Origin of the sequence: Pseudomonas sp. FP603 (genome assembly GCF_030687415.1) — a bacterium.
Lineage (GTDB): Bacteria > Pseudomonadota > Gammaproteobacteria > Pseudomonadales > Pseudomonadaceae > Aquipseudomonas > Aquipseudomonas wuhanensis.
The window spans coordinates 6,007,675-6,023,244 of sequence record NZ_CP117431.1; the positions used below are offsets into that span (position 1 = coordinate 6,007,675).

The window sequence follows — 15,570 nt, forward strand, 5'->3', positions numbered from 1 at the left end:
ACAGTATTCGCTAATGCTCACGGGACGAAATACGAAAAACCTATCGCCCCGCTCGAAAAACCTCTTATTCCTCACTGCGACCACGGAAACCACGGCCCAGCAGGTACTGCTCGCGGGAGCGATCGCGTGACGATTTCGGCTTGCGCGTCGTGACCTTCTCGAACTGCTTGCGAACGCTCTTGTGGTATTCGTCGAAGCCTTCACCCTGGAAGACCTTGATCAAAAAATCACCACCTGGCTTCAACACCCGAGTCGCAAGATCCAGTGCCAGCTCGCACAGGAACATCGATCGCGGCATATCAACAGACGCCAATCCACTCATATTGGGGGCCATATCGGAAATCACAAGGTCCACTTCGTTTTTTCCGACCGCTTCAAGGATCTGCGCCAGTACGGCGTCCTCGGTGAAGTCGCCCTGAATGAAGGTCACATCCGGGATGCTGTCCATCTCCAGGATGTCGGAGGCGATCAGTGTGCCTTGCCCGCCAATCAGACGACTGGTCACCTGGGACCAGCCACCCGGGGCGGCGCCCAGGTCGATCACGCTCATGCCCGGACGGATCAAACGATCCCTTTCCTGAATCTCCAGCAGCTTGTAGCTGGCACGGGAGCGATACCCGTCTTTTTGCGCCATTTTCACGAATGGGTCGTTGAAATGCTCTTGCAGCCATTTAAGACTTGTCTTGGAACGGGCCACGGGCCACCTCGAAAATAAAACGGGTCGTGATTAACTGGGCGGTCCCGGACTCGCTCGGGTAAACTGGCCGCCGCTTTTTACAAGATCAGACGCAGGGGTCAGATTATGCCGCTCACTCAAGAGCAGAAGAAACAGTACAAATCCATTGGCCACCATCTGAAACCAGTTTTGATTGTGGCTGACAACGGTTTGACTGAAGGTGTGTTAGCCGAACTTGAACGCGCGCTGGCGGATCACGAGCTGATCAAAATCAAGCTCAACATCCTCGATCGCGAATCGCGCCTGGCAGCCATTGCAGAGCTCTGCAAGGTCGGCAAAGCCGATCTGGTTCAGGTCATCGGCAAGATGGCGCTGATTTACCGCAAGAACTTCAGCGTCAACAAGCAGCTGTCGAACGTCCATCGCTTCAAGTGATGACAAGGGTCAAGGGTGTGCTTCGCGCACCCTGATACTCCATCCCGGCACCGGTTGCATCACCAGCACCAGCCCGGAAAACCCCAGAACAAGATAGCTGAACAGCTGCCAATGCGCCGCCTGCGGCCAGCCGACGTGGACCGCGAAATACATCGCGCCCCCATACAGCGCCATCATCAGCAGTTGCCCGCGAATATCGCGCCATAGACTGGCAAGGCCCTCGGCCTGAACCAGCACCAAAGCCTGAAAAATCACACACACTGTGGCAAATCCCACCATCAGCGTATTCAGCATGCCTGCAATTTCGTCGATCAGCAGCGGTGCCAGGCCTATTCGCCCCAGCACCGGCAGCAGACCGATGTGCAACAGCCACAGGCCGCCAACCCACAACATTTGGGTCAGCTGCCAAAGCATGGCGCCCGCACGTAGCGGGCGCCTTCTTTCAGATGTGGCGAACTTCGACAATCTCATACTCGATAACGCCACCTGGCGTTTTCACGGCGACCACATCACCCTCTTCCTTGGCAATCAAGGCGCGGGCCAGTGGCGAACCCACCGAAATCTTGCCGAGTTTGAAGTCAGCCTCATCCTCACCCACGATGTGGTAAGTGACGCTTTCATCAGTCTCGACGTTGGCGATTTCAACGGTGGTGCCGAAAATCACTTTGCCGGTGTGAGGAATGGTCGTGACATCGATGATGACCTGATTCTGAATCCGGCCTTCGATATCACGAATCCGCGCCTCGACCATACCCTGCTGCTCACGAGCAGCGTGGTATTCGGCGTTTTCTTTCAAGTCACCCAACTCGCGGGCCGTACCGATGTCCTGGCTGAGCTTCGGACGGACGACCTTGGTCAGGTGAGCGTGCTCTTCTTCCAGGGCTTTCGCGCCCTGGACGGTCATTGGGTATTTGATCATGCCTTCAATCCTGCGTGTAAATCCTGCAAGCGGCGCACGGTCTTCTCGGGACCGAACTTCAGCGCTTCGCAGATAGCTTCGCCAGCAGCAATGGTAGTGGTGCAATAGATCTTGTGCTGCAAGGCATTACGACGAATGGAGTAGGAATCGGCGATCGACTGGCGACCTTCGGTGGTGTTGATGATCAGGGTGACTTCGTCATTCTTGATCATGTCGACCACGTGCGGACGCCCCTCGGTCACCTTGTTCACACGACGCACTTTCAGGCCTGCGGCTTCGATCAGCTTGGCAGTACCCGGCAGTGGCGACCACTTCGAAGCCCAAGTTGATCAGATCACGGGCCACGCCTGCAACCAGTGGCTTGTCATCGTCACGCACGCTGATGAACGCGGTACCGCCAGTCGGCAGCACTTCGCTGGCACCCATCTGGGCTTTGGCAAAGGCTTCGCCGAAGGTATCGCCCACGCCCATCACTTCGCCGGTGGACTTCATCTCAGGGCCCAGGATCGGGTCCACGCCAGGGAATTTTGGCGAATGGGAACACCGCCTCTTTCACGCTGTAGAAGTTCGGGATGATTTCTTTGGTGAAGCCGATTTCCTTCAGGGTTTTACCGGCCATCACGCGAGCCGCGATCATTGCCAGGGAAACACCGATGCACTTGGACACGAACGGCACAGTCCGGGAAGCGCGCGGGTTGACTTCGATGACGTAGATGTCTTCGCCTTGCAGCGCCAGCTGAACGTTCATCAGGCCGACAACGCCCAGTTCCAAGGCCATTTTCTTGACCTGTTCGCGCATCTCGTCCTGGATGTGAGCAGGCAGCGAGTACGGCGGCAGGGAGCACGCGGAGTCACCGGAGTGAACGCCGGCCTGCTCGATGTGCTGCATGATCGCGCCGATCACCACGTCGGTGCCGTCACAGACCGCATCCACGTCCATTTCGATCGCGCAGTTGAGGAAGTGATCGAGCAGCACCGGGCTGTCGTTGGACACTTTCACCGCATCACGCAGGTAGCGCTTGAGTTCTTCTTCTTCGTAGACGATTTCCATCGCGCGACCGCCCAGTACGTAGGACGGACGAACCACCAGCGGATAACCGATTTTGGCTGCGGCACGAATCGCTTCGTCTTCGCTGCGCACGGTGGCGTTTGGCGGCTGACGCAGATTCAGACGCTCAACCATTTGCTGGAAGCGCTCACGGTCTTCGGCACGGTCGATGGCATCAGGGCTGGTGCCGATGATTGGCACGCCGGCTTCTTCCAGGGCACGCGCCAGTTTCAACGGAGTCTGGCCGCCGTACTGGACGATCACGCCTTTCGGCTTCTCGACACGGACGATTTCCAGTACGTCTTCCAGGGTCACTGGCTCGAAGTACAGACGATCGGAGGTGTCGTAGTCGGTGGAAACGGTTTCCGGGTTGCAGTTGACCATGATGGTCTCGTAACCGTCTTCGCGCAGGGCCAGTGCCGCGTGTACGCAGCAATAGTCGAACTCGATGCCCTGGCCGATACGGTTTGGACCGCCACCGAGGATCATGATCTTGTCGCGACCCGAAGGCGCAGCTTCACACTCTTCCTCGTACGTCGAGTAGAGGTAAGCGGTGTCGGTGGCGAACTCGGCAGCGCAGGTGTCAACGCGCTTGTAGACCGGGAAGATTTCCAGCTTATGACGGTGGCGACGCAGAGCCTTCTCGGTTACGCCCAGCAGCTTGGCCAGACGCATGTCGGAGAAGCCTTTACGCTTGAGGCGGAACATCAAGTCGCGGTCGATGCTGGCCAGACCCAGGGTCTTGACCTTCTCTTCTTCCTTGATCAGATCTTCGATCTGCACCAGGAACCACGGATCAATCATGTTCATGCCGAAAATGTCTTCGACCGACAGACCGGCGCGGAACGCGTCAGCGACGTACCAGATACGCTCGGCGCCCGGCACGGTCAGTTCGCGCTTGAGGATGCTCATGCTTTCCGGGTTGCTCAGGTCGAGCTTCTCGTCCAGACCACAAACGCCCACTTCCAGACCGCGCAGGGCTTTCTGCAGGGATTCCTGGAAGGTCCGGCCGATGGCCATGACTTCACCAACCGACTTCATTTGAGTGGTCAGGCGTGCGTCGGCTTTCGGGAATTTCTCGAAGGCGAAGCGTGGCAGCTTGGTGACGACGTAGTCGATGGACGGCTCAAAGGACGCCGGGGTCTTGCCACCGGTGATGTCGTTCGATAGCTCGTCGAGGGTGTAACCGACGGCCAGTTTAGCCGCGACCTTGGCGATCGGGAAACCGGTGGCTTTCGAGGCCAGGGCCGAGGAACGGGATACCCGCGGGTTCATTTCGATCACGACCATGCGGCCGGTGTCCGGGCAAATGCCGAACTGCACGTTGGAACCGCCAGTTTCCACGCCGATCTCGCGCAGTACCGCCAGGGAGGCGTTACGCAGGATCTGGTATTCCTTGTCGGTCAGGGTCTGTGCTGGTGCAACAGTGATCGAGTCACCGGTGTGCACGCCCATCGGGTCGAAGTTTTCGATGGAGCAGACGATGATGCAGTTGTCCTTCTTATCGCGGACAACCTCCATCTCGTACTCTTTCCAGCCGATCAGCGATTCGTCGATCAGCAGCTCTTTGGTCGGCGACAGGTCCAGACCGCGGGCGCAGATTTCTTCGAACTCTTCACGGTTGTAAGCGATACCGCCACCGGTGCCGCCCATGGTGAAAGATGGACGAATGATGCACGGGAAGCCCAGACGATCGAGAACCGCGTTGGCCTCTTCCATGCTGTGGGCGATACCCGAACGCGGGCAGTCCAGACCGATGGATTTCATCGCCTTGTCGAAGCGCGAACGGTCTTCGGCCTTGTCGATGGTGTCAGCGTTGGCGCCGATCATTTCTACGCCGAACTTCTCCAGAACGCCTTCGCGCTCCAGGTCCAGGGCGCAGTTCAGAGCGGTCTGGCCGCCCATGGTTGGCAGCAGCGCGTCCGGGCGTTCCTTCTCGATGATCTTGGCAACGGTCTGCCACTTGATCGGTTCGATGTAGGTGGCGTCGGCCATGGCCGGGTCGGTCATGATGGTCGCCGGGTTGGAGTTCACCAGGATGACGCGGTAACCCTCCTCGCGCAGGGCTTTACAGGCCTGGGCGCCGGAGTAGTCGAATTCGCAGGCCTGGCCGATCACGATCGGGCCAGCGCCGAGAATCAGGATGCTTTTAATGTCTGTACGTTTTGGCATGGGTTGTCACTCAAATCCGCAGGTCAGTCGGCAAGCCGTCTTGTTCAATCTCTGAAGCCTTGAGGGGGCCACCGGTTTCGGGACCGCCCTCAGGCTTCGCTACATCAAGGCGAGCGATTAGCGTCGCTTGGCCATTTCGTTGATGAAGCGATCAAACAGTGGCGCTACGTCGTTCGGGCCAGGGCTGGCTTCAGGGTGACCCTGGAAGCTGAAGGCGCTCTTGTCGGTACGCTCGATGCCTTGCAGGGTGCCGTCGAACAGCGATTTGTGGATCGCCCGAACGTTACCTGGCAGGGTCGCTTCGTCTACCGCAAAACCGTGGTTCTGGCTGGTGATCATCACCACACCGCTGTCCAGATCCTGAACCGGGTGGTTGGCACCGTGGTGGCCGTGGCCCATTTTCAGGGTCTTGGCGCCGGAGGCCAGAGCCAGCAGTTGGTGACCGAGGCAGATGCCGAACACCGGAATCTCGGTTTCCAGCACGTCCTTGATTGCCTGGATCGCGTAGTCGCATGGCTCAGGGTCGCCCGGGCCGTTGGACAGGAACACGCCGTCCGGTTTCAGTGCCAGCGCTTCGGCGGCCGGAGTCTGTGCCGGCACCACGGTTACGCGGCAACCGCGCTCGACCAGCATGCGCAGGATGTTCAGCTTGACGCCGTAGTCGTAAGCCACCACGTGGTATGGCAGCTCGGAGGCTTCGAGGGTCGCATGGCTGTCGGTTTTCAGATCCCAGACAGTCGAGCGCCACTCGTACTTCTCTTTGGTGCTGACGACTTTTGCCAGGTCCATGCCTTTGAGGCCAGGGAAACCCTGAGCGGCGGCGATGGCGGCTTCTTCGGAGATGTTGTCACCGGCCATGATGCAGCCGTTCTGTGCGCCTTTCTCACGCAGGATGCGTGTCAGGCGGCGGGTGTCGATACCGGCGATTGCCACCACATTGTTGGCTTTCAGGTAATCAGACAGTGACATCGTGTTGCGCCAGTTGCTCGCAACCAGTGGCAGGTCACGGATGACCAGGCCAGCGGACCAGACGCGGTCGGACTCGGCGTCTTCCGGCGTGGTGCCGGTATTGCCGATGTGCGGGTAAGTCAGGGTAACGATCTGTTGGGCGTAGGAAGGATCGGTAAGGATTTCCTGATAGCCGGTCATTGCGGTGTTGAACACCACCTCACCAACGGTTTGACCGTCGGCTCCAATGGCTTCGCCGCGAAAAATGCTGCCATCAGCAAGGGCGAGTATGGCTGGCTTAGTCAAGAAGACCTCCCGTAAATAAAGCCTGAAAGGGCGATCGCAGGTTGTAAAAAAGCGGAGTGACGTATGGACACGTCACCCCGCTTCTTCACCGAATTATTCTGCGCGCTTTTAGTGGACACACTAAAGCTGTAGCTTACAGAAAAAGGCATTTTTGGTCTACCGCCAATGAGCCCTAAAGGCCGGAGAATGCGACAGGACGTCGCTTGGCGGAATAAAACCGGGCCCAAACGCTGAGTTTGAACCCGATTTCGGGCACATCTTACCGCAGGTCGAGCACGTCTTGCATGTCGTAAAGGCCTGGTTCACGACTGTCCAGCCATAAAGCTGCACGCACCGCGCCCTTGGCGAAGGTCATTCGACTGGATGCCTTGTGCGTGATTTCCAGTCGCTCACCCTCACAGGCGAACAGCACCGTATGATCACCGACCACATCACCACCGCGCACAGTGGCAAAGCCGATCGTTTCACGCTCGCGCACACCGGTGTGACCCTCACGACCATAGACCGCAACTTTCTGCAGATCACGATCCAGCGCATTGGCAATCACTTCACCCATGCGCAGAGCTGTGCCTGAAGGCGCATCGATCTTGTGCCGATGATGGGCTTCGATGATTTCGATATCAGCGTCATCGCCCAGCACACGAGCCGCCATGTCGAGCAGCTTCAGCGACAGGTTTACACCGACACTGAAATTGGCCGCGAACACAATCGCAATATCTTCGCTCGCCTCGACCAGCAACTGCTTCTGCGCGGCGTCCAACCCCGTCGTGCCGATCACCATGGCCTTGCCCGCCTTGCGGCAGAACGCCAGGTTTTTCAGCATGACCTCAGGGAGCGTGAAGTCGATCAACACATCGAATTCATCGGCCACCGCATCCAGCTTGCCGGACAGCGGAACGCCGATACGCCCCAGCGAGGCCAATTCACCAGCATCCACGCCAATCAGCGTACTGCCAGGGCGCACGATGGCTGCCGTCAGCCCGGTCAGCGGCGCGCGCTGCTGCACCGCCTCGACCAGAATCTTGCCCATGCGCCCGGCAGCGCCCATCACAGCTATACGTCGCATGCCGACTCCTTACAAATCGCCGAAGAAGCGCTTCACGCCTTCGAACCAACCGGTGGTTTTCGGCGAATGACTGTTGTCACCCGCCAGGGAGCTGCGCAACTCCTCCAGCAATTCGCGCTGACGACGACCCAGATTGACCGGGGTTTCGACCGCCACACGGCACATCAAGTCACCAGCACCGCCACCACGAACCGGCGCGACGCCTTTACCGCGAACACGGAACTGCTTACCCGTCTGAGTCCCTTCCGGAATCTTCAGCTTGACCCGACCATCGAGGGTCGGAATCTCCAGCTCGCCCCCCAGCGCTGCGTCGACGAAGCTGATTGGCACTTCGCAGAACAGGTGCTTGCCGTCACGCTGGAAGATCGCGTGCTCACGCACATTGATCACCACGTACAGGTCGCCGGTCGGACCACCCTGCGCGCCCGCCTCGCCTTCGCCAGACAGGCGAATACGGTCACCGGTGTCGACACCGGCCGGCACTTTCACCGACAGGGTCTTGTACTCTTCGACACGACCTTCGCCGTGGCAGGAATCGCACGGGTCGGAAATGATCTTGCCCTGACCATGACAGCGCGGGCAGGTCTGCTGCACCGAGAAGAACCCCTGCTGCATGCGCACCTGACCGATACCGCCGCACGTCGGGCAAGTGATCGGCGAGGAACCTTTCTTGGCACCCGAGCCATCGCACGGCTTGCAGTTGACCAGTGTCGGAACGCGGATATTCACGGTAGTGCCGCGCACCGCTTCTTCCAGGTTCAGCTCCAGGGTATACCGCAGGTCGCTGCCGCGCTGAGCGCCGCCACGGGAACCGCCGCGACCGCCACCGAAGAAGTCACTGAAGACATCGCCAAAGATGTCGGAGAAGTTCTGACCGCCAAACCCGGCACCGCCGCCACCCATGCTCGGGTCGACACCGGCATGACCATATTGGTCATAGGCCGCGCGCTTGCTGGAATCGGACAGCACTTCGTAGGCCTCGTTGGCCTCCTTGAACATATCTTCCGACGCTTTGTCATCGGGATTACGGTCCGGGTGGTGCTTCATCGCCAGGCGACGGTAGGCCTTTTTCAGGTCCGCTTCGCTTGAACCACGCTCAACACCCAATACTTCGTAATAGTCACGCTTTGCCATAAGTCTTTGCACTCTTAAGGACGTTCGGCAAACCTCTCCTGAGCCTCGCCAAACTCGTTGAGCCCCAATACAGGCCCGGACCCAACTCACGTCAATTCAACGATCCTGGTCTTTGATTCGATGCGGTACTTTCGGCTCGAAAAGCAGGAGCATCCTCGGCCATACCACCAGCACCTGGGCGGACTGAATGGCTTGTTCGTTAGGCAATTCCGGCGCCCGAGCCCCATACCCTGCGTTGCCGCTCCTCCCCATAGCGAGCTATGAGTCGTCGCAGCGCCTTGGTTATGGCGCTCAGGCATCCGAACTTGCTCTAATGAACAAGCCACTAAACCCGCCCTTGTCGCATGCTGTAAAAATTCGCTTACTCCAGACACGCCAACGCGGGAGCAAGCTCCCGCGCGGCGACATCCTACCAGTCACCGCCTGAAGGCAGTCAACCGGGCGACCAACAACTTACTTGTGGTCTTTGACTTCTTCGAACTCGGCATCGACAACGTCGTCAGCCTTTTCAGCCGATTCGTCTTTCGGCGCCGCGCCTTCAGCTGGCTGAGCCTGCTCGGCGTACATTTTCTGAGCCACTGGCGCGGAGACCTTGGACAGCTCTTCAACTTTGGCTTCGATAGCAGCCTTGTCGTCGCCTTTGATGGCGGCTTCCAGGGCAACTACAGCGGCTTCGATTGCAGTCTTCTCTTCAGCGCTCACTTTGTCGCCAGCATCAGCGACCATTTTGCGCGTCGAGTGAACCAGGGCATCGCCTTGGTTACGGGCGCTGGCCAGTTCTTCGAACTTGCGGTCTTCTTCAGCGTTCACTTCAGCATCACGAACCATCTGCTGAATTTCTTCCTCGGACAGACCCGAGTTGGCCTTGATCACGATCGACTGAGTCTTGCCGGTAGCCTTGTCTTTCGCGCCGACGTGCAGGATGCCGTTGGCGTCGATGTCGAAGGTCACTTCGATTTGTGGCACGCCACGTGGAGCTGGTGGGATCTCGGCCAGGTCGAACTTGCCCAGGGACTTGTTCTGTGCGGCTTGCTTACGCTCACCTTGCAGCACGTGAATGGTCACTGCGCCCTGGTTGTCGTCGGCAGTCGAGAACACTTGCGATTTCTTGGTAGGAATCGTGGTGTTTTTCTCGATCAGTGCGGTCATCACGCCGCCCATGGTTTCGATACCCAGGGTCAACGGGCTGACGTCGAGCAGCAGAACGTCTTTCACGTCACCGGCCAATACCGCGCCCTGGATAGCAGCACCCATGGCAACAGCTTCGTCAGGGTTAACGTCTTTACGAGCTTCTTTACCGAAGAAGTCGGAAACAGCTTTCTGCACCATTGGCATACGGGTCTGACCGCCGACCAGAATTACGTCGTCGATCTTGCTGACGTCAATACCGGCATCTTTCATCGCAATGCGGCAAGGTTCGATGGTGCGCTGAACCAGGTCTTCCACCAACGCTTCGAGCTTGGCGCGGGAGATTTTCACGTTCAAGTGCTTAGGACCGGTAGCGTCTGCAGTGATGTACGGCAGGTTCACGTCGGTCGACTGGCTCGAGGACAGTTCGATCTTGGCTTTCTCAGCGGCTTCTTTCAGGCGCTGCATGGCCAGCGGGTCACCCTTGAGGTTCATGCCGCTTTCTTTCTTGAATTCGTCAACGAGGTAGTCGATCAGACGAATGTCAAAGTCTTCACCGCCCAGGAAAGTGTCACCGTTGGTGGCCAACACTTCGAACTGGTGCTCGCCATCGACTTCAGCGATTTCGATCACGGAAACGTCGAACGTACCGCCGCCCAAGTCGTAAACGATCACGGTATGATCGCCTTTCGCCTTGTCCATACCATAGGCCAGTGCGGCTGCGGTTGGTTCGTTGATGATACGTTTAACGTCCAGGCCCGCGATGCGGCCGGCGTCTTTGGTGGCTTGACGCTGGCTGTCGTTGAAGTAGGCCGGAACGGTGATCACCGCTTCGGTCACAGGCTCGCCGAGGTAGTCTTCGGCGGTCTTCTTCATTTTCTTCAGAATTTCGGCAGAAATTTGTGGCGGCGCCATTTTCTGACCGTTCACTTCAACCCAGGCGTCGTTGTTGTCAGCCTTGACGATCTTGTAAGGGACCATCTGGATGTCTTTCTGTACGACTTCTTCGTCGAAACGACGACCGATCAGACGCTTCACCGCGTACAGGGTGTTATGCGGATTGGTCACTGCCTGACGCTTGGCCGACTGGCCAACCAGGATTTCACCGTCGTTGGCATAAGCGATGATCGACGGCGTGGTACGCGCGCCTTCAGCGTTTTCAATAACCTTGGCCTTGCCGTTTTCCAGCACGGAGACGCAGGAGTTGGTAGTCCCCAGGTCGATACCGATAATTTTGCCCATGTTCACTCTCCCGAAACTTTGGATTTGGATGCCGCAGCAGTGGTGGCTGACTGCGGTAGCACTTAAACGCTTGACTTCTAAATGGGGGCCTTGCGGCTAATTTCAAGCCTGCTCGTCAATCGAAGGCGAAACCGGCGCAGGCGCCTTGCTGACCACGACCATGGCCGGGCGCAGCAGGCGACCGTGAAGCTGGTAGCCCTTCTGAAACACCTTGAGCACGCTGTTTGGCTCGACGTCGGCGCTTTCCTGCATGGCCATTGCCTGATGATGCGAGGCGTTGAAGGGTTCGCCCTCAGGATCGATCGCTTCCAGGTGATAGCGCTTCAGGGTGTCCTGGAACATTTTCAGGGTCAGCTCGATCCCTTCACGCATCGAACGAATATTTTCGTCGTCAGGGCTGGACAGCTCCAGGCCACGCTCCAGGCTGTCGATGATCGGCAGCAGGTCGCCAGCGAACTTTTCCAGGGCGAATTTGTGAGCCTTTTCAACGTCCTGATCGGCACGACGGCGGACGTTCTGCAGATCGGCGGCTACACGCAAAGCCTGATCCTGCGCACCAGCCAATTGCTCTTCGAGCACTTGTACACGAGCCGCCAGGTCTTCACCCGAAGCCTCGGGGCCCTGGTTGGCGTCTAGATTTTGCGTATCCACTGTCTGTTCGTCAGCCATAGATTTCTCCTTCCAATATCGTCCGCGAGCTCAACTCGCGCTTCTGCCCCGGTATATGGGGCCGCAAAATTCAGCTTCAAGGGCTATTTGATGATTAACCCTACAAAAACAGCTGCATTGTCATTCCTCGATGCGCTAAGGATTTCTTCAGATCAAGCAAATCGACCTAAGAGGGGGCATTGTCAGCCAGAAACAAAACACTGTATAAATAACCAGACCTAAAGCCTGGGAGCGGCCTTTATGCTGGTGCACCTGTCCGTACACAACTACGCCATCGTTGAACATCTCGATCTCGAACTCGATCGCGGGATGAGCGTGATCACAGGGGAAACCGGCGCCGGCAAGTCGATCATGCTCGACGCCCTGGGCCTGACCCTTGGCGATCGCGCCGACAGCGGCGTGGTCCGCCCGGGCGCCGACAAGGCCGATATCCTGGCCACCTTCGATCTGGTCGACATCCCGGAAGCCAGCGCCTGGCTGGCCGAGCGCGACCTCGAGAACGACGGCCCGTGCATTCTGCGTCGAGTGATCACCGCTGAAGGACGCTCGCGCGGCTACATCAACGGCACTCCCTGCCCTCTCGGTGACCTGAAGGCCCTGGGCGAGTTGCTGATCGACATCCACAGCCAGCACGAACACCAATCCCTGCTCAAAACCGATACTCACCGCCGCCTGCTTGATGAATACGCCGGTGCCACGGACCTGGCCCGCCAAGTGCAACTGGCCGCCCAACGCTGGCGCCAGACCCGCCAGGAACTGGAACGCCTCTCCAACTCCGGCGACGAACAACGCGCCCGTCATCAGTTGCTCAGTTATCAACTCGAAGAACTGGAAAACCTCGGCCTCGGCGAAAACGAGCTGGAGCAGCTGGAACAGGAACACAAGAACCTGACCAACGCCGAAACCTTGCTGGGCATTTGTCGGCAAGTGGTCGAACAATGCAGCGAAAGTGATTCCGGCAACGTACTGAACGCGCTGACCGCCAGCCTTAACCGCCTATCGAGCGTGAACAATTCAATCGGAGCCCTGGGCGAAGCCAGCAGCCTGCTGACCAGCGCGCAGATTCAGGTTGAAGAAGCCGTAGGCGAGCTGAACCGCTTTCTCGACAACTTCGACGCCGATCCGGCCCGCCTTCAATACCTGGAAGAGCGCCTCGATGCGATCTATACCCTGGCGCGCAAACACCGCATCCAGCCGACCGAAGTCGCCGAGATGCAACAAAAGCTACTCGATGAAATCGAAACCCTGAATGCCAATGACGAATCCATCGAACGACTGAGCGATGAGCTGGCCTCCTACGCCCGCCATTATCAGGAGAAAGCTCGGGACCTGAGCGATCTGCGGCATCAAGCCTCGAGCAGCCTGGCCAGTGCCGTGGAACAGGAAATCCAGCGCCTGGGCATGCCCGGCGGCCGCTTTACCATCGAACTGCGCCCCAACAGCAGCGACGAACTGTTGCCCAATGGGCTCGAACAGGTAGAACTACTGGTGAGTGCCAACCCAGGGCAACCCTTGAAAGCCCTGGCAAAAGTGGCTTCGGGTGGCGAACTGTCGCGTATTAGCCTGGCGATTCAGGTGATCACCGCACAGACCTCGCGCGTACCGACCCTGGTGTTCGACGAAGTGGACGTGGGTATCGGCGGCCCGACCGCCGAGATTGTCGGCCAGTTGCTGCGACGCCTAGGGGAGCGTGGGCAGGTTCTGACCGTGACTCACTTGCCGCAAGTGGCGGCGCAGGGGCATCAACATCTATTTGTACACAAGGTCCGCGGTGAAGACGCCACGCATACGGCCGTCTCCAAACTGAGCAAGACCGATCGTGTCGAAGAAGTGGCGAGGATGCTGGGCGGCATCGATCTCACCAAGGAATCACTGGCGCACGCGAAAAAGATGGTTGTTACCGCAAAAATTTGAGAACGGCAGAAAGCACGAAGGCGACCCTGGGGTCGCCTTCGCTCGTTTCGCGAACCTGAGGTTCGCGCGACATGCTTACTTTTTCTTGCGCACGTACAGTACAAGATTGTGATCAACCATCTCGAAGCCATACTTGTCGACGATTGCTTTCTGCAGCCGCTCGATTTCTTCGTCGAAGAATTCGATCACTTCACTGGTTTCGACGTTGACCATATGGTCGTGATGCTTGCCGTCGTCCAGCTCGAAGACCGCATGGCCTCCGTCGAAGTTGTGCCGCACCACAAGGCCAGCTGCCTCGAACTGGGTCAGAACACGGTAAACCGTGGCCAGACCGACGTCCTCACCAGCCTCCAGCGCCTTGTAGACATCCTCGGCACTCATGTGGCGTTGCTCGGCGGAATCGAGCATTTGCAGAATTTTGACCCGTGGAAGGGTCACTTTGAGGCCGGCTTTGCGTAGTTCGCTATTTTCAACCATGGTCAGCTTTCTCGCGATGCTGCTTCGCAGCTTCTCTTAATGCGGGTATGATCGGCGTTTACGTTGTCCCAGCCAAGATAGTGGAAGTCGCCCACCGATGCAAAACAACCAAGCTCTTGCTAACCAGTTTCACCTTTGTGGGACTGCTCGCACTCGCCGGTTGTTCATTCCCCGGGGTTTACAAAATCGACATCCAGCAGGGCAATGTCGTCACGCAGGACATGATAGACCAGTTACGCCCGGGAATGACCCGCCGGCAAGTACGGTTTATCATGGGTAACCCTCTGCTGACTGACACGTTCCATGCCGATCGCTGGGATTATCTGTACAGCCTGCAACCGGGTGGTGGTGAACGCCAACAGGAACGCATTAGCGTTATCTTCAACCCAAATGACCAACTTGTCAGCCTCTCTGGCGACTTCATGCCAGGCGTGAGCCGCGACGAAGCCATTCTCGGCAAGGACAGTGGCACTACCGTGACCACACCTGCCGAAAACGCCGAGAAGCCGAAGCCAGAAAAACCGGTCAAGCCAGGTTCGTTGCTGGACCAGATCCAGAAGGACGTGGACAACGTGGAAACTGTTCCAGTCCCGACACCAGAACCGTTGGAAACTTCGCCGCAATAATTTGCGACGCAATAAAAAACCCGGCATGTCCGGGTTTTTTATCGTCTGGCGTTTAACCGGATCACTGATTCCGGGCTTTGGCCTCGGCCGCCTTGGCGGCGCGCAACCGGCGAACTTCTTTCGGATCGGCGAGCAACGGTCGGTAAATCTCGAGGCGATCCCCTGCCTGAACCGGACGATTGGCCGGCTCAGCGATCACTTTGCCAAAGATCCCAACCGGACAACTGGCCAGATCCAATTCAGGGAATTCGCTGTTCAGGCCGGATTTGAGCAACGCATCTCGCACCGTTGCGCCCACCGGTACGGTTACGGCCAGCAGCACCTGACGATCAACAGCGGCATACACCACTTCGATCTTTATCACGGCCTCAACCATGCATCTGTTTCGCACGCTGGCAAAACGCGTCCATCAGCGTATTCGCCGCCTGATTGAACAAAGGCCCCAACGTCGCTCGCACCAGCGGCCCCGAATAGTCGAACGACAAATCCAGACTGATCTTGCAGGCCTTCTCGCCCAACGGCTTGAACACCCAGACGCCGTGCAACTGGCTGAATGGACCTTCCTCGAGGTTCATCTCGATCGAACGCCCGGGTACCAAGGTATTACGCGTCACGAAATGCTGACTAAGCCCCCCCTTGGCCACGCCGACGCTGGCACGCATAAGCTCAGGAGTGCTTTCCAAGACTTCGGCCGATGAGCACCACGGCAGGAATTCCGGATAGCGGGCCACGTCGTTGACCAGGTCATAAAGCGCTTGTGCCGGATACGGCAGCAGGGCCGAACGTTGAATGTGTGTCGTCATGTCAGCG

Annotated in this window: 14 protein-coding genes and 1 pseudogene; 3 read left to right on the forward strand and 12 right to left on the reverse strand. The window is 58.2% G+C overall.

Features of this window, described 5'->3' with window-relative positions; all coding sequences use genetic code 11:
- Window positions 1-64 precede the first annotated feature (64 nt).
- Entirely contained in the window at window positions 65-697 is a 633-nt protein-coding gene (gene rlmE, locus PSH65_RS27840) for a 23S rRNA (uridine(2552)-2'-O)-methyltransferase RlmE (protein WP_003177853.1), read from the reverse strand.
- A gap of 105 nt (window positions 698-802) precedes the next feature.
- Here rlmE and PSH65_RS27845 point away from each other — a divergent pair, with 105 nt between their 5' ends.
- Window positions 803-1,111: a YhbY family RNA-binding protein gene (locus PSH65_RS27845; protein WP_305423615.1), complete on the forward strand. Its 309-nt coding sequence runs from the start codon at window positions 803-805 to the stop codon at window positions 1,109-1,111.
- A gap of 9 nt (window positions 1,112-1,120) precedes the next feature.
- Here the strand turns inward: PSH65_RS27845 and PSH65_RS27850 are convergent, their stop codons facing one another.
- The 8 genes and pseudogenes from PSH65_RS27850 to grpE form a co-directional block, all read right to left on the reverse strand.
- Window positions 1,121-1,525: an MFS transporter gene (locus PSH65_RS27850; protein WP_305423617.1), complete on the reverse strand. Its 405-nt coding sequence runs from the start codon at window positions 1,523-1,525 to the stop codon at window positions 1,121-1,123.
- A 28-nt stretch (window positions 1,526-1,553) separates the two neighbouring features.
- Window positions 1,554-2,030 (reverse strand): transcription elongation factor GreA, encoded by a 477-nt coding sequence (gene greA, locus PSH65_RS27855; protein ID WP_010463507.1) that lies wholly within the window; start codon window positions 2,028-2,030, stop codon window positions 1,554-1,556.
- A pseudogene (gene carB, locus PSH65_RS27860) lies at window positions 2,027-5,250 on the reverse strand (carbamoyl-phosphate synthase large subunit). Before carB ends, greA begins: the two are co-directional and overlap by 4 nt.
- 117 nt (window positions 5,251-5,367) lie before the next feature.
- On the reverse strand, window positions 5,368-6,504 hold the full coding sequence (gene carA / locus PSH65_RS27865) for a glutamine-hydrolyzing carbamoyl-phosphate synthase small subunit (RefSeq protein ID WP_008005476.1): 1,137 nt from the start codon (window positions 6,502-6,504) through the stop codon (window positions 5,368-5,370).
- Window positions 6,505-6,763: 259 nt separating this feature from the next.
- Entirely contained in the window at window positions 6,764-7,570 is an 807-nt protein-coding gene (gene dapB, locus PSH65_RS27870; RefSeq protein ID WP_305423619.1) for a 4-hydroxy-tetrahydrodipicolinate reductase, read from the reverse strand.
- 9 nt (window positions 7,571-7,579) lie between these two features.
- Entirely contained in the window at window positions 7,580-8,704 is a 1,125-nt protein-coding gene (dnaJ, locus tag PSH65_RS27875; protein WP_123355997.1) for a molecular chaperone DnaJ, read from the reverse strand.
- Between the two features lie 453 nt (window positions 8,705-9,157).
- The gene (dnaK, locus tag PSH65_RS27880; RefSeq protein WP_305423623.1) at window positions 9,158-11,074 is read right to left on the reverse strand and encodes a molecular chaperone DnaK; all 1,917 of its coding nucleotides are present in this window, start codon (window positions 11,072-11,074) and stop codon (window positions 9,158-9,160) included.
- A 102-nt stretch (window positions 11,075-11,176) separates the two neighbouring features.
- Complete coding sequence (gene grpE, locus PSH65_RS27885) at window positions 11,177-11,743, reverse strand: nucleotide exchange factor GrpE (protein WP_305423624.1); 567 nt, start codon at window positions 11,741-11,743, stop codon at window positions 11,177-11,179.
- 240 nt (window positions 11,744-11,983) lie between these two features.
- Here grpE and recN point away from each other — a divergent pair, with 240 nt between their 5' ends.
- Window positions 11,984-13,657 (forward strand): DNA repair protein RecN, encoded by a 1,674-nt coding sequence (recN, locus tag PSH65_RS27890; RefSeq protein WP_052965677.1) that lies wholly within the window; start codon window positions 11,984-11,986, stop codon window positions 13,655-13,657.
- 75 nt (window positions 13,658-13,732) lie between these two features.
- On the opposite strand, the gene fur is transcribed toward recN, so the two are convergent.
- Window positions 13,733-14,134: a ferric iron uptake transcriptional regulator gene (fur, locus tag PSH65_RS27895; protein ID WP_305423627.1), complete on the reverse strand. Its 402-nt coding sequence runs from the start codon at window positions 14,132-14,134 to the stop codon at window positions 13,733-13,735.
- 47 nt (window positions 14,135-14,181) lie between these two features.
- Here fur and PSH65_RS27900 point away from each other — a divergent pair, with 47 nt between their 5' ends.
- Entirely contained in the window at window positions 14,182-14,760 is a 579-nt protein-coding gene (locus PSH65_RS27900; protein ID WP_305423629.1) for an outer membrane protein assembly factor BamE, read from the forward strand.
- 61 nt (window positions 14,761-14,821) lie between these two features.
- On the opposite strand, the gene PSH65_RS27905 is transcribed toward PSH65_RS27900, so the two are convergent.
- Window positions 14,822-15,136 (reverse strand): RnfH family protein, encoded by a 315-nt coding sequence (locus PSH65_RS27905; RefSeq protein ID WP_305423630.1) that lies wholly within the window; start codon window positions 15,134-15,136, stop codon window positions 14,822-14,824.
- Window positions 15,129-15,563: a type II toxin-antitoxin system RatA family toxin gene (locus PSH65_RS27910; RefSeq protein ID WP_030128093.1), complete on the reverse strand. Its 435-nt coding sequence runs from the start codon at window positions 15,561-15,563 to the stop codon at window positions 15,129-15,131. Before PSH65_RS27910 ends, PSH65_RS27905 begins: the two co-directional genes overlap by 8 nt.
- Between the last annotated feature and the right edge of the window lie 7 nt (window positions 15,564-15,570).

Bases quoted from the DNA above. Each gene is read 5' to 3' on its own strand.
- PSH65_RS27845 (WP_305423615.1), top strand. From the start codon at position 803: ATGCCGCTCACTCAAGAGCAGAAGAAACAGTACAAATCCATTGGCCAC.
- PSH65_RS27850 (WP_305423617.1), bottom strand. From the start codon at position 1,525: ATGCTTTGGCAGCTGACCCAAATGTTGTGGGTTGGCGGCCTGTGGCTG.
- greA (WP_010463507.1), bottom strand. From the start codon at position 2,030: ATGATCAAATACCCAATGACCGTCCAGGGCGCGAAAGCCCTGGAAGAA.
- dapB (WP_305423619.1), bottom strand. From the start codon at position 7,570: ATGCGACGTATAGCTGTGATGGGCGCTGCCGGGCGCATGGGCAAGATT.
- dnaJ (WP_123355997.1), bottom strand. From the start codon at position 8,704: ATGGCAAAGCGTGACTATTACGAAGTATTGGGTGTTGAGCGTGGTTCA.
- dnaK (WP_305423623.1), bottom strand. From the start codon at position 11,074: ATGGGCAAAATTATCGGTATCGACCTGGGGACTACCAACTCCTGCGTC.
- grpE (WP_305423624.1), bottom strand. From the start codon at position 11,743: ATGGCTGACGAACAGACAGTGGATACGCAAAATCTAGACGCCAACCAG.
- recN (WP_052965677.1), top strand. From the start codon at position 11,984: ATGCTGGTGCACCTGTCCGTACACAACTACGCCATCGTTGAACATCTC.
- fur (WP_305423627.1), bottom strand. From the start codon at position 14,134: ATGGTTGAAAATAGCGAACTACGCAAAGCCGGCCTCAAAGTGACCCTT.
- PSH65_RS27900 (WP_305423629.1), top strand. From the start codon at position 14,182: ATGATCGGCGTTTACGTTGTCCCAGCCAAGATAGTGGAAGTCGCCCAC.
- PSH65_RS27905 (WP_305423630.1), bottom strand. From the start codon at position 15,136: ATGGTTGAGGCCGTGATAAAGATCGAAGTGGTGTATGCCGCTGTTGAT.
- PSH65_RS27910 (WP_030128093.1), bottom strand. From the start codon at position 15,563: ATGACGACACACATTCAACGTTCGGCCCTGCTGCCGTATCCGGCACAA.